Source organism: Caulobacter sp. 10L414 (assembly GCF_056395525.1).
In genome coordinates this window covers 61,101-73,693 of record NZ_JBFTJR010000020.1, presented here as the reverse complement: position 1 = coordinate 73,693, position 12,593 = coordinate 61,101, and the positions used below count along the sequence as shown (strand labels likewise).

Annotated in this window: 13 protein-coding genes; 9 read left to right on the top strand and 4 right to left on the bottom strand. The window is 69.5% G+C overall.

Going from position 1 to position 12,593, the window contains the following annotated elements; genetic code table 11:
- Positions 1-395: 395 nt before the first annotated feature.
- Entirely contained in the window at positions 396-782 is a 387-nt protein-coding gene (locus AC1DCG_RS10510) for a winged helix-turn-helix transcriptional regulator (RefSeq protein WP_477028798.1), read from the bottom strand.
- 159 nt (positions 783-941) lie between these two features.
- Here AC1DCG_RS10510 and AC1DCG_RS10505 point away from each other — a divergent pair, with 159 nt between their 5' ends.
- Positions 942-1,847 carry an NAD(P)H-binding protein gene (locus AC1DCG_RS10505; RefSeq protein ID WP_477028797.1) on the top strand — a complete coding sequence of 302 codons (906 nt, stop codon included), beginning with the start codon at positions 942-944 and terminating at the stop codon, positions 1,845-1,847.
- A gap of 191 nt (positions 1,848-2,038) precedes the next feature.
- A complete protein-coding gene (locus AC1DCG_RS10500; protein WP_477041476.1) occupies positions 2,039-2,467 on the top strand; it encodes a CBS domain-containing protein in 429 nt (142 codons plus the stop codon).
- 214 nt (positions 2,468-2,681) lie between these two features.
- Here the strand turns inward: AC1DCG_RS10500 and mdh are convergent, their stop codons facing one another.
- Positions 2,682-3,644: a malate dehydrogenase gene (mdh, locus tag AC1DCG_RS10495; RefSeq protein ID WP_165258640.1), complete on the bottom strand. Its 963-nt coding sequence runs from the start codon at positions 3,642-3,644 to the stop codon at positions 2,682-2,684.
- Between the two features lie 132 nt (positions 3,645-3,776).
- Here mdh and AC1DCG_RS10490 point away from each other — a divergent pair, with 132 nt between their 5' ends.
- A complete protein-coding gene (locus AC1DCG_RS10490) occupies positions 3,777-4,835 on the top strand; it encodes a MaoC family dehydratase (protein ID WP_477028796.1) in 1,059 nt (352 codons plus the stop codon).
- On the top strand, positions 4,828-5,253 hold the full coding sequence (locus AC1DCG_RS10485) for an HIT domain-containing protein (RefSeq protein WP_477028795.1): 426 nt from the start codon (positions 4,828-4,830) through the stop codon (positions 5,251-5,253). Before AC1DCG_RS10490 ends, AC1DCG_RS10485 begins: the two co-directional genes overlap by 8 nt.
- Here AC1DCG_RS10485 and ubiB read toward each other — a convergent pair.
- The gene (gene ubiB, locus AC1DCG_RS10480) at positions 5,250-6,764 is read right to left on the bottom strand and encodes a 2-polyprenylphenol 6-hydroxylase (protein ID WP_477028794.1); all 1,515 of its coding nucleotides are present in this window, start codon (positions 6,762-6,764) and stop codon (positions 5,250-5,252) included. The genes AC1DCG_RS10485 and ubiB overlap by 4 nt on opposite strands.
- A 5-nt stretch (positions 6,765-6,769) precedes the next feature.
- Positions 6,770-7,528, bottom strand: a complete 759-nt coding sequence (locus AC1DCG_RS10475) for a class I SAM-dependent methyltransferase (protein WP_477028793.1) — start codon at positions 7,526-7,528, stop codon at positions 6,770-6,772.
- An 83-nt stretch (positions 7,529-7,611) separates the two neighbouring features.
- Between AC1DCG_RS10475 and mutM the strand changes: the two genes are divergently transcribed.
- From mutM to dnaA, 5 genes are all read left to right on the top strand, one after another.
- The gene (gene mutM, locus AC1DCG_RS10470; RefSeq protein WP_477028792.1) at positions 7,612-8,475 is read left to right on the top strand and encodes a bifunctional DNA-formamidopyrimidine glycosylase/DNA-(apurinic or apyrimidinic site) lyase; all 864 of its coding nucleotides are present in this window, start codon (positions 7,612-7,614) and stop codon (positions 8,473-8,475) included.
- Between the two features lie 49 nt (positions 8,476-8,524).
- Positions 8,525-9,400: a TraB/GumN family protein gene (locus tag AC1DCG_RS10465; protein ID WP_477028791.1), complete on the top strand. Its 876-nt coding sequence runs from the start codon at positions 8,525-8,527 to the stop codon at positions 9,398-9,400.
- Between the two features lie 32 nt (positions 9,401-9,432).
- Entirely contained in the window at positions 9,433-10,218 is a 786-nt protein-coding gene (locus tag AC1DCG_RS10460; RefSeq protein ID WP_477028790.1) for an enoyl-CoA hydratase, read from the top strand.
- A 137-nt stretch (positions 10,219-10,355) separates the two neighbouring features.
- Positions 10,356-10,631 (top strand): 30S ribosomal protein S20, encoded by a 276-nt coding sequence (rpsT, locus tag AC1DCG_RS10455; RefSeq protein ID WP_165258625.1) that lies wholly within the window; start codon positions 10,356-10,358, stop codon positions 10,629-10,631.
- 428 nt (positions 10,632-11,059) lie between these two features.
- The gene (gene dnaA / locus AC1DCG_RS10450) at positions 11,060-12,547 is read left to right on the top strand and encodes a chromosomal replication initiator protein DnaA (RefSeq protein WP_477028789.1); all 1,488 of its coding nucleotides are present in this window, start codon (positions 11,060-11,062) and stop codon (positions 12,545-12,547) included.
- Positions 12,548-12,593 lie beyond the last annotated feature (46 nt).

The window sequence follows — 12,593 nt, the reverse complement described above, 5'->3', positions numbered from 1 at the left end:
CCTCGCCACGCTTGGGCCGGTACCAAGAGCCCTCCCCATGGCGGGGACGGCTTTGATTATGACCCGGGTTTCGGTGCGTCTGATTGAATTGGCTGAGAAAGTTGTAGAGCGTTGGATCGGCTTGGGATTTTTCGACGAACGCCGGGGATCCACGCTGCTTTATCCCCGTCCGGCTCCTGTTCCTTCTCCCTGGAGGGAGAAGGCAGCCTGCGAAGCAGGTCGGTTGAGGGGTTAGGGACCGAAGACGGCGTGCCGGCACGCCGGCTGACACCGTAACCCCTCACCCTCCCAGGCTTCGCCTGGGTCCCTCCCTCTCCCCTCCGGGAGAGGGTTTGGGGGGGCGATCCAAAGCGTCCGGGAAGCTGAAAACGCCCCCCTCCGGCCCTTTGGATCTTCTAGGCGGCCGCTGCCCGATCATAGCGCGCCCTCGCCTCGCGGATTTCGCCGTGGTGCTCCACCGCCCAGGCGATCAGGGCGTTCAGCGGCGTCTGCAGCGACATGCCCAGGGGCGACAGGCTGTATTCGACGCTGGGCGGCTTGGTGGGGAACACTTCGCGCTCGATCAGGCCGTCGCGCTGCAGGTCGCGCAGGGTCTGGGTCAGCATGCGCTGGGAGATGTCGGGCACGGCGCGCCGCAGGGCTCCGAACCGCTTGGGGCCGATGAACAGCAGCGACAGGATCAGCGTGCTCCACTTATCGCCCAGGTGGTCGACGACGTCGCGCACCGGGCAGTCGGCGCTGGTGAAGCCCTGGTCGCGCCAGCCCTCCATCGCTTCGCACATGGCCTCGGGGGAAAGGACCTGGGGGGAAAGCGCGTCCGGCGACAAGACGGGTGGTTCCTTCAAGGTGCCTATCTCCCGGAAAACTGCCGTCTTTACGGCGCTCCATTGGTCTCACATCTACACCTGGTCTCGAAAAGAGACCAGCAAAGGACGCCTTCGATGACCGCCCATCCCCTCCTCGCCCGGCCCTTTCTCAATGATCGCCTTCTGGTGACCGGCGCCGGAGGCCAGCTGGGCCGCCGCGTGGTCGAACTGCTGCTGGAGGCCGGCGCCCCGCACGTGATCGCCACGACCCGCGACCCGGCCAAGCTGGCCGACCTGGCCGCCAGGGGCGTGGAGGTGCGCGCCGCCGACTTCGACGATCCGGCCTCGCTGGACACCGCCTTCGCCGGCGTCAACCGCCTGCTGCTGGTCAGCACCGACGCGCTGGACAAGCCCGGCCGCCGCATCGCCCAGCACCGCGCCGCCGTGGCCGCGGCCGTCAAGGCCGGGGTGAAGCATCTGGCCTACACCTCCGGTCCCGGCGTGCGCCCGCAGGTCGCCGGGATGGACGACCACTTCTGGACCGAGGCGGCGATCTTCGCCGAGGCCTCGCTCGACTGGACCATCCTGCGCCACCACCTCTATGCCGAGACGATCCTGATGGGCGCGGGCCAGGCCCTGGCCAGCGGGACCCTCTATACCGCCACCGCCGGCAAGGGCCGCGCCTATGTCGCCCGCGAGGACTGCGCCCGCGCCGACGTCGCCGCCCTGCTGGGCGCGCAGGGCCGCCAGGTCCTGGAAGTGACCGGCCCCGAGGCGGTCACCCAAGACCAGCTGGCCGCCCTGCTCGCGCAGGTTTCGGGCAAGCCTGTGGTCCACCAGGACATCCCGCTGGACGCCCTGCGCGCGGGCCTCGCCGGCGCCGGCCTGCCGCCGGCCTATGTGGAGCTGCTGGCCGTGTTCGACCACGACACCGCCGAGGGTCGCCACGCGGTGCTCACCGACACGGTCGAAAGCCTGACGGGCAAGGCGCCGACCTCGGTCGCGACCTTCCTGGCCGGCCAGAAGGCGGCGCTGGCTTAAGGGGCCTTGCGTCCTTCGAGGCCCGCTGCGCGGGCGCCTCAGGATGAGGAATTCAGTGCGATGAGATCCTCACCCTGAGGAGCGAGCCGCAGGCGAGCCTCGAAGGACGCACCGACCTTCAGCGGAACGACAGCCCGCCTTGGCGGGTTTTGACCGGGTCCAATTCCACTCCCCCAGAAGGAGGAAGACCCATGAAAGTCAGCGACGCCATGACCAGCCAGGTCTCGGTCGCCCGTCCCGGCGACAGCATCCGCAAGGTCGCCGAGGTGATGGCCAAGGTCGACAGCGGCGTGGTGCCGGTGGTCGACAACGGCAAGGTGCTGGGCTTGGTCACCGACCGCGACATCGTGCTGCGCGTGGTCGCCGAGGGCCGCAGCTTCGACGCGCCCGTCTCCGAAGTGATGAGCGACGGCGAGGTGCTGTCGGTCAAGGAAGACGACGTCCTGGCCGACGCCACCGCCAAGATGGCCAACAACCAGGTCCGCCGCCTGGTGGTGCTGAACGAGAGCGGCAACCTGACCGGCATCCTGTCGCTGGGCGACGTGGCCRAGGACTACGGCGCCAAGCAGGTCGGCAAGACGCTGGAGGAGATCTCGCAGGACGGCGAGGCGGCGCATTAGGGCTTTTCCTTCTCCCAGAGGGAGAAGGTGGCGCGAAGCGCCGGATGAGGGGTTACGAGGCCTGACGGCGTGCCGGCACGCCGGTTGACGCCGTCACCCCTCACCCTCCCAGGCTATCGCCTGGGCCCCTCCCTCTCCCCTCCGGGAGAGGGAAAAACAAAAGGGCGGCTCCTTTCGGGGCCGCCCTTCGTCGTTCTGGTGATCGCGGAAGCGATTAGACCAGGGTCGGGTCGATGGCCTTGCAGGCTTCCATCAGGCCCTTCACCGAGTCCACCGACTTGGCGAACATCGCCTTTTCGGCGTCGTTGGTTTCGAACTCGATGATCTTCTCGGCGCCGGCGGCGCCGATGACCACCGGCACGCCGACGTACAGGCCCGACAGGCCGTATTCGCCGTTCAGGAAGGTGGCGCACGGCAGGACGCGCTTCTTGTCCTTCAGGTAGCTGGTGGCCATGGCGATGGCCGATTCAGCCGGGGCGTAGAAGGCCGAGCCGGTCTTCAGCAGGGCGACGATCTCGCCGCCGCCCTTGCGGGTGCGCTCGACGATGGCGTCCAGTTCTTCCTGGGTCAGGAAGCCGGCCTTCACGGCGTCCGGCAGCGGCAGGCCGCCGACGGTCGAGTGACGGACCATCGGGACCATGTCGTCGCCGTGGCCGCCCAGGGTCCAGGCGTGGATGTCTTCGACCGACACGCCGGTCTTTTCGGCCAGGAAGTAGGCGAAGCGGGCCGAGTCCAGGACGCCGGCCATGCCGATGACCTTTTCCTTCGGCAGGCCCGAGAACTGCTGCAGGGCCCAGACCATCGCGTCGAGCGGGTTGGTGATGCAGATCACGAAGGCGTTCGGGGCGTGGGCCTTGATGCCTTCGCCGACGGCCTTCATGACCTTCAGGTTGATGCCCAGCAGGTCGTCGCGGCTCATGCCCGGCTTGCGCGGCACGCCGGCGGTCACGATGCAGACGTCGGCGCCGGCGATGTCGGCGTAGTCGTTGGCGCCCTTCAGGGCCACGTCCTTGCCGAACACGGCCGAGGCTTCGGCGATGTCGAGCGCCTTGCCCTGCGGGGTGCCTTCGGCGATGTCGAACAGGATCACGTCGCCCAGCTCTTCGCGAGCGGCGATGTGGGCCAGGGTGCCGCCGATCATGCCGGCGCCGATAAGGGCGATCTTCGCGCGAGCCATGGGGTCTCCATCAGGCTGTGGACAGGAAATGTCGGGGCGCGGTCTACGCCCCTCGCGGCTCAGTCTCAAGCCCCCTTTCCCGTTTCGCTGCGCTGCGGCAAAACGATCACAACAAACACAAGGAGAGGCGCCGTGAGCAAGACCGATCCTGGACGCTTTTTCGAGGACTTCAGGCTCGGCCAGGTGCTGGTCCACGCCACGCCGCGCACGGTGACGGCCGGCGACGTCGCGCTGTACACGGCGCTTTACGGGCCGCGCTTCTCCCTCTTCTCGTCGGACGAATTCGCGCGGGCCTGCGGCCTGGCCACAGCGCCCGTCGACCCGCTGGTCGCCTTCCACGTGGTGTTCGGCAAGACGGCGCCCGACATCAGCCTGAACGCGGTGGCCAACCTGGGCTATGCCGAGGGCCGGTTCCTGGCCCCGGTGCTGCCCGGCGACACCCTGGCGGCGACGTCGGAGGTGATCGGGGTCAAGGAGAACTCCAACGGCAAGACCGGCGTGGTCTATGTGCGCACGACCGGGACCAACCAGCGCGGCGAGGCGGTCCTGACCTATGTGCGCTGGGTGATGGTGCGAAAGCGCGACCCGGCCGCCGTGGTCGAGGGCCAGGCGGTTCCGGACCTGGCCAAGGCGGTGGACCCCAGGGACCTGGTCGTTCCCCCGGGCCTGGACTTCTCGACCTACGACTGGGCGCTGGCCGGCGCGCCGCACGCCTTCGAGGACTATGCGGTCGGCGAGAAGATCGACCATGTCGACGGCATGGCGGTGGAGGAAGCCGAGCACCAGATGGCCACGCGGCTGTGGCAGAACACCGCCAAGGTGCACTTCAACCAGTTCGAGCGGAGCAAGGACCCGTCGGGCCGGCGCCTCGTCTATGGCGGGGTGGTGATCTCGACGGCCAAGGCTCTGTCGTTCAACGGCCTGCAGAACGCCGGCCTGATCCTGGGGATCAACGGCGGCCGGCACGTGGCGCCGTTCTTCGCCGGCTCGACCGTCTTCGCCTGGAGCGAGGTGCTGGACAAGGCGGACCTGCCTGGGTCTGGGGGAGCGCTCGGCGCCCTGCGGTTGCGGCTGGTTGCCACCAAGGACAGGCCGTGTACGGATTTCCCCGACAAGGACGGCGATGGGTCCTACGACCCGGCGGTGATCCTGGATTTCGACTACTGGGCGGGGGTCCCCAAGCGTGGCTGATTTCTCTCTGCATCCGGCCTTTCCGGCCAGCTCACACGCGGTCGGCGAGCTCCCGCTTTGCCACGTGCGCCTGCACGACGACGCCCGCTATCCGTGGCTGGTGCTGATCCCCCGCGCCGACGGCCTGGTCGAGATCGAGGACCTGTCAGTCGAGGGCCGCGCGGCCCTGACCGAGGAAGCCGTCGCCGTCGGCGCGGCCGTCCGGGCCGTGGCCAGGGTGCTGGGCGTTGCGATCGACAAGCTGAACGTCGGCGCCCTGGGCAACGTCACCCCGCAGCTGCACGTCCACGTGCTGGGCCGCCGGGCCGGCGATCCGGCCTGGCCGGGTCCGGTGTGGGGCCACAGCGCAGGAGTCCCCTACCCCGAGGACGTGCGCGCCACGGCGATCGCGGCGGCGCGGGCGGCGCTGGGGCTCTAGGCCAGGATCAGCGCGACGGCGATGCGGACGGCCAGAATGGCCAGGACCATCGCGCCCGCGCCGGCCAGGAACCACGGCCACGCAGGGCGCTTTTCCACGATCACCGTCGGCGGCGCCGGCGGCTGCTCGGCGTAGCGGGCCATGGCTTTCAGGGCGCGCAAAGCCTCGTCGGCCAGCTCCTTCATGCGGGCGACCGGCGACAGCTCGCGGGCGATCCAGCGGCGGACGACGGGATCGGAAGCCGCCCACAGGTCGTGGGCCGGATCGATGCGGCGGGCCACGCCCTCGACCGTGACCATGGTCTTCTGCAGCAGGACGAGCTCGGGCCGCAGGGCCATCTCGAACAGGGCCGTGATCTCGAAGAGCTGCGCCAGGAGCTTGCCCATCGACACCTGGCGGGCGTCGCGGCCGAACACCGGCTCGCCCACGGCGCGCAGGGCCTGGGCGAAGGCGTCCATGTCCTGGTGGGCGGGCACGTAGCCGGCGTCGAAGTGGATCTTGGCCACCCGCACGTAGTCGCGGCTGAGGAAGCCATAGAGGATCTCGGCCAGGTACTTGCGCTCGGCCGGGCCGAGGCGCCCGACGATGCCGTAGTCGACGGCGGTGATGGCGGCCGGCGCGCTGACGAACAGGTTGCCCTCGTGCAGGTCGGCGTGGAACAGGCCGTGGTCCAGCGCCTGGGCCAGAAAGCCGCGGGTGACGTTGTCGGCCAGGGCCTTGCGATCGAGGCCTTCCTGCTCCAGCGCCTTGGGGTCCGACAGCGGCACGCCCGGCGCCCAGGCCAGGGTCAGCACCCGCTTGCCGACGCCGTCCCAGACCACCGCCGGGGCGCGCATGTGGGTGTCCAGCGCCATGGCCTCGCCCAGCTCGGCGCAGCCGGCGGCCTCGAAACGCAGGTCCATCTCCAGGTCGAGGGCGCGGATCACCACCTCGACGAACTCGCGCGGGCGCAGGCGGCGGGCGGCGGGGACCAGGCGATGGGCCAGATCGGCGGCCAGGCGCAGGGTGGCGCTGTCCTCGGCCACGCGGCGCTCGATGCCGGGCCGCAGCACCTTCACGGCCACCTTGGCGCCGTCCAGCAGCGTCGCCTCGTGGGCCTGGGCCAGCGAGGCCGCGCCCACGGGCTCGCCGAAGCTGGCGTAGAGGCTGTCGATCGGCCGGGCCAGGCTGCGCTCGACCTCGGCCCGCGCGATGGCGGTCGGGAACGGCGCCAGGCGGTCCTTCAGGTGCGACAGGTCCTCGGCGAAGGTCGCGCCGAAGATGTCGGCCCGCGTCGACAGGAACTGGCCCATCTTGATGGCGACAGGCCCCAGGCCTTCCAGCGCGCGGGCCAGGCGCTCGCCCGGACGACCTTTACGGGTCTTGCCGCCGGCGAACAGGCGCAGAAGCCGGCCGGCCAGCTTGGCCGACGGCGGCAGCAGCGGCTCAACCTCTTTGGGAACCAGGGCGTCGGCGCGCACCAGGCGCCAGCCGGCGCCGATCAGGCGGACGAACGCGGACAGTCGCTGCATGGGCTCTAGAGCGCCCAGCCCTGGTGCAGGGCCGCCACGCCGCCGGTGAAGTTGGTGTAGGTGGCGCGCTTGAAGCCGGCCGCCTCGATCATCGACAGGAAGGTCTTCTGGTCGGGGAAGCGGCGGATGCTCTCGACCAGGTACTGGTAGGCGTCGCGATCCTTGGCGACCCATTCGCCGACCTGCGGGATGACCTTGAAGCTGTAGGCGTCATAGGCCTTGGCGAGCGCCTCGGTGGCCGGACGCGAGAACTCCAGGCACAGGAAGCGGCCGCCGGGCTTGAGCACCCGGCGGGCTTCGCGCAGGGCCGCGTCGATGTCGGTGACGTTGCGGATGCCGAACGAGATCACATAGGCGTCGGCATAGGCGTCGGGCAGCGGCAGGCGTTGGGCGTCGCCCACGGTCCAGGTGATCTCGGGCTCGCCGCCCTTCTCGATCCCGGCCATGATCATCTCGGCGTTGTAGTCGACGATGTTGATGATCGCGTCCGGGCCGCCGCGGCGCTGCTGGGCGTTGCGAGCCATCTTGGCGAAGCGGCGGGCCATGTCGCCGGTGCCGCCGGCGCAGTCGATGATGATCTCGCCCGGCTGCGGGTTGAGGCGCGCGGCGACCGCGTCCTTCCAGAGCCGGTGCACGCCGCCGCTCATCAGGTCGTTCATCAGGTCGTAGTTCTTGGCCACGCGGTCGAAGACCCCGCGCACCAGACCCGCCTTCAGGGCGGGGTCCACGTCCTTGAATCCGAAAGTGGCGGAGGGCTTGCTCATGACGTCTACGGGTCGGGCTCTCTATATGATCTTCGCCTATTAGACCGCGTCTCGCGCCGCGTCATCGTTTTAAGGGGTCTTCCTTGCCCGAACTGCCCGAAGTCGAGACCGTCCGCCGCGGACTCGAGCCCGTCCTGTCCGGCGCGCGGCTTTCCCGCGTGCGCGCCAACCGTCCCGACCTGCGCTTTCCCCTGCCCGAAGGCTTCGTCCAGCGGCTGACCGGCGCGAAGATCCTGCGGCTGGAGCGGCGGGCGAAATATCTGCTGGCCCCGCTGGATCGCGGCGACACCCTGGTCATGCACCTGGGCATGACCGGAAGGTTCGAGATCGCAGCGCCCGAAGGATCGGTGAGGCCCGGCGACTTCGCCCGCGAGGTCAAGCCGGACGACAAGCACGCGCACGTCGTCTTCGAGACCGAAGACGGCGCGACCGTCACCTATTACGACCCGCGCCGGTTCGGGTTCATGGACCTGATCGCCACCGACCGCGTCGACCGCCACCCGTGGTTCGCGACCATGGGGCCAGAGCCGCTGTCCGAAGCCTTCGACGCCAAGACCCTGATCAAGGCCTTCGGCGGCCGCAAGCAGGGGCCCAAGACCCTGCTGCTCGACCAGAAGACCGTGGCGGGCCTGGGCAACATCTATGTCTGCGAGGCCCTGCACCGATCGGGCATCTCGCCGTTCAAGCCGTCGGGCCAGATCGCCGGCAAGCGCCTGGGGCCGCTGACGGCGGCCATCAAGGACGTGCTGGCCGAGGCCGTCGAGGTCGGCGGCTCGTCGCTGAAGGACTTCGCCGCCGCCGACGGGGCGCTGGGCTATTTCCAGCACCGCTTCCGGGTCTATGACCGCGAGGGCGAGCCCTGCCCCACCCCGGGCTGCAAGGGCGTGATCGCCCGCGAGGTCCAGGCCGGGCGCTCAACCTTTTTCTGCCCCGTTTGTCAGAAATGACCCTGGCCGCGCCTGCTCCGCTTCGGGCGCGGCTGACCGGTTTGGCGTGATGTTCCGTTCCTTTCTCGTCGCCCTGGCGGCCCTGCTGGCCACGCCCGCCCTCACCGCGCCCGCCTTGGCCGCGCCGCCGGTGTGGACCGTGCGCGACGCGGATTCCGAGGTCGTGCTGTTCGGCGCGATGCACGTCCTGCCCAAGGACCTGGACTGGAAGCCGCCGGCCCTGGACGCCGCCCTCGCGCGGGCCGACGACCTGTGGTTCGAGGTTCCGATGGACGCGGCCGCCGACCGGCGGATGCAGGACCTGGCCGGCGCCTACGGCCTGCTGCCGCCCGGCCAGACCCTGACCTCGCGCCTGAAACCCCGCGCCGCCGCCCGCCTGCGCGACCTCGCCGGGCGCCTCGACGTGCCGATGAGCGAGCTGGAGCGCCTAAGGCCGTGGATGGCCGAGGTGCGGCTGACCACGGCCGCCTTCGCCAGGGACCAGGGCCTGGCCGAGGGCGGGGTCGAGCGGCGGTTGCAGGCCCAGGCGTCGCCGACGATCGCCCGCAAGGCCTTCGAGACCCCCGACGAGCAGATGGCCCTGTTCGCCGGCGCCTCCGAGGCCGACCAGGTGCGGACCCTGAACGCGACCGTCAGGCAGCTGCGCAAGGATCCCGGGGCCTATCGCCGGCTGGTGGCCGCATGGTCGAAGGGCGATCAGAAGGCGCTGGAGCGCGCCGTCGTCGGCGGAATGCGGAAATCTTCGCCGGCCCTCTATCGCCGCTTCATCGTCGAGCGTAACGCACGATGGATGGACGCCCTGCAAGCGCGCCTGGCCGGATCTGGCCGGACGGTGGTGGTGGTCGGCGCCGGGCACCTTCTGGGTCCCGACGGCCTTCCGGCCCGCCTGCGCGCGCTGGGCTACGATGTCGAAGGGCCGCGCTAGACGGCCGAAGTGAGCATGAGGAACGAGCGCAGATGGCCTTTGAGACCCTGATCGTCGAACGCCCCGAGACCGCGCCCGGCGTGGCCCTGATCCGCCTGAACCGGCCCGAGGCGCTGAACGCCCTCAACAGCGTTCTGCTGACCGAGCTGGGCCAGGCCCTGGCCCAGGCCCAAGGCGACGACACGGTCGGCTGCATCGTGCTGACCGGCTCGCCCAAGGCCTTCGCGGCCGGCGCCGACATCAAGGAGATGTCGGACAAGTCCTATGCCGACATGTTCAAGGCCGACTTCTTCACGGCCCAGGCCCGGGCGATCGAGACGGTGCGCAAGCCGATCATCGCCGCGGTGGCCGGCTACGCCTTGGGCGGCGGCTGCGAGCTGGCGATGATGTGCGACTTCATCCTGGCCGCCGACACCGCCAAGTTCGGCCAGCCGGAGATCAATCTGGGCGTCGCGCCCGGCATCGGCGGCACCCAGCGGCTGACCCGCCTGGTGGGCAAGTCCAAGGCCATGGACATGATCCTGACCGGCCGGATGATGGACGCCCAGGAGGCCGAGCGCGCGGGCCTGGCGTCGCGGATCTTCCCCGCCGACCAGCTGGTCGACGAGGCCGTCAAGGTCGCCGCCAAGATCGCCTCCCAGTCGCCCCTGGCCACCGCGATGAACAAGGAACTGGTCAACGCCGCCTACGAGACCACCCTGACCACGGGCGTGGCGCTGGAGCGACGGCTGTTCCACTCGCTGTTCGCCTTCGACGACCAGAAGGAGGGGATGGCCGCCTTCGTCGAAAAGCGCAAACCCGCGTTCAAGGGTTCGTGACGCGTCGGTCGCTCGCCGGGCGAAGATTCCCATTGTGGATGGATTGACCGGTCGGCGGCCTTCCCGTATATCCGCGCGCTCTTGATTTCACCTGCTTCGCGGCCGCCCGCGCGGCCGTCCGTTTGAAGGTCCTATCCATGGCCAATAATCCCGGCGCCAAGAAAGCGATCCGCAAGATCGCCCGTCGCACCGAAGTGAACACCGCTCGTCGCTCGCGCGTCCGCACCTTCCTGCGCAAGTTCGACGACGCCATCGCCAAGGGCGACGTCGCCGTCGCCAAGGCCGCCTTCATCGAGGCTCAATCGGAGCTGATGCGCGCCGTTTCGAAGGGCGTCGTTCACCCGAACACGGGCTCGCGCAAGGTGTCGCGCCTGGCCGCCCGTCTGAAGAAGCTGGATAAGGCCGCCGCCTAAGTCCAGTTCGCGAGCGAACGCCGTTCGTTCAGCGAAATCAAAGACTTGTAGAAGCCGATCGAGGCAACTCGGTCGGCTTTTGCTTTGTCTATGTACTCCTTTACCTGCCCCCCGGCTCGTCGAACGAAAGTCTTCAAAACGGCTTTCCCTTGACGGGCGAGGCGGTGTCGCGAGTCAACAGAAATATCCGCGATCGGACGCAAGTTTTCCGTTTGACCGGCCCGGGCCGGTGGCTAGTTTAAAGGTCTCAGCGCTCTCCCAGTCTTGTGACGACAGCGGCGGCGGCGGACACCATGCGTTCGCCGGTTAAGCCCCTGTGTGTCCTCAATAAATGCGGGGGGAGAGTTTCTGAGCTCGGTCGTGCGCCATGGGGGGCTTGCGACCGGCAATCTGTAATTGTGTGTATGCAGGCGCGAGGCGGTGAACTGATGTCGATCAAGGTCGGGGCGGCCAGTCAGGAATTGTCGGCGGCGTATGCCGCCGTCACGCGCGAGCCTGCCGGCATCGTGTGGAACAAGGTCTGCGTCTCCCTGAAACGCGAGCTGGGCGACGCCGCCTTCGGTTCGTGGATCGCGCCCGCGGTCCTGCGTGAAACCCAGGCCGGCGACGTCGTCCTCGTCACCCCCACCGGCATCGCGCGCGACTGGATCCGTCGCAGCGCCTGGCGCCGCATCGGCGAGCTGTGGGCCGCCGGCGACGCCGTGGGCCGCCGCCTGGACCTGAAGTCGCGCCTCGAATTCGAAGCCTCGGCCGACGCCGCCTCGGCCACGACCGGCGCCGTCTATGTCGAGGCCAAGCCGCAGCCGATCGAGATCGTGCTGCCCGTCTCCAGCGACATCCCCGCCGCCGCCCCGGCCCCCACCGGCAAGACCTCGCCGGTGCAGGGCCTGCAGGAACGCTTCACCTTCGACAGCTTCGTCCCGGGTCCGGCCAACGAGTTCGCCCACGCCGTGGCGCGCCGTGTCGCCAGCTGGGCCGACGGCCACTTCAACCCGGTGCTGTTCCACGGCCCCTACGGCTTCGGAAAGACGCACCTGCTGAACGCTCTGGCCTGGGAGGCCATGCGCGCCGCCCCGAACAAGCGCGTCGTCTACCTGACCGCCGAACGCTTCCTGTCGACCTTCGTGCGCGCGGTGATGGATCGCCAGACCACGGCCTTCAAGGACGAGCTGCGCGGCGCCGACCTCCTGATCATCGACGACGTGCACTTCATCGCCGGCAAGCAGTCGAGCCAGGAAGAGCTGTTCCACACCCTGACCGCCCTCGTCGAGGACGGCCGCCGGGTGGTGTTCTCGGCCGACCGTCCGCCCTCGGCCATGACCGAGATGGACGCCCGCCTGCGCTCGCACCTGTCCGCCGGCCTGGTCTGCGGCATGGAGCCGGCCGACCGTTCGCTGCGCCTGGGCATCCTGGAGCGCAAGATCGAGGCGCTGGGCCGCGCCCAGGGCTTCACCGGCACGGTGCGCCCCGAGGTGCTGCAGTTCCTGGCCGACCGCTTCACCGACAGCGTTCGCGAGCTGGAAGGGGCGCTCAACACCCTGACCGCCCGCGCCGGCGAGCGCCTGTCGCGCCTGTCGCTGGATGAAGTCCAGGCGATCCTCCGCCCGCACCTGCGCGGCGGCGAGAAGCGGATCACCATCGACGACATCCAGAAGGCGACGTCCGAGCACTACGGCATGAAGCAGGCCGACCTGCTCAGCGAGCGCCGCAACCGCGCCATCGCCCGTCCGCGCCAGGCCGCCATGTGGCTGGCCAAGCAGCTGACCACCCGCTCGCTGCCGGACATCGGCCGTCGCTTCGGCGGTCGCGACCACACCACGGTGCTGCACGCCGTGCGCCGCATCGAGGCCCTGCGCCAGGACGACGCCGTGCTGAGCCAGGACCTGGAGACCATCACCCGCAAGCTGCGCGGCTGATCAGGGCTTTCCAGTTCGACTGAAAGGGCCGCTCCGCAAGGGGCGG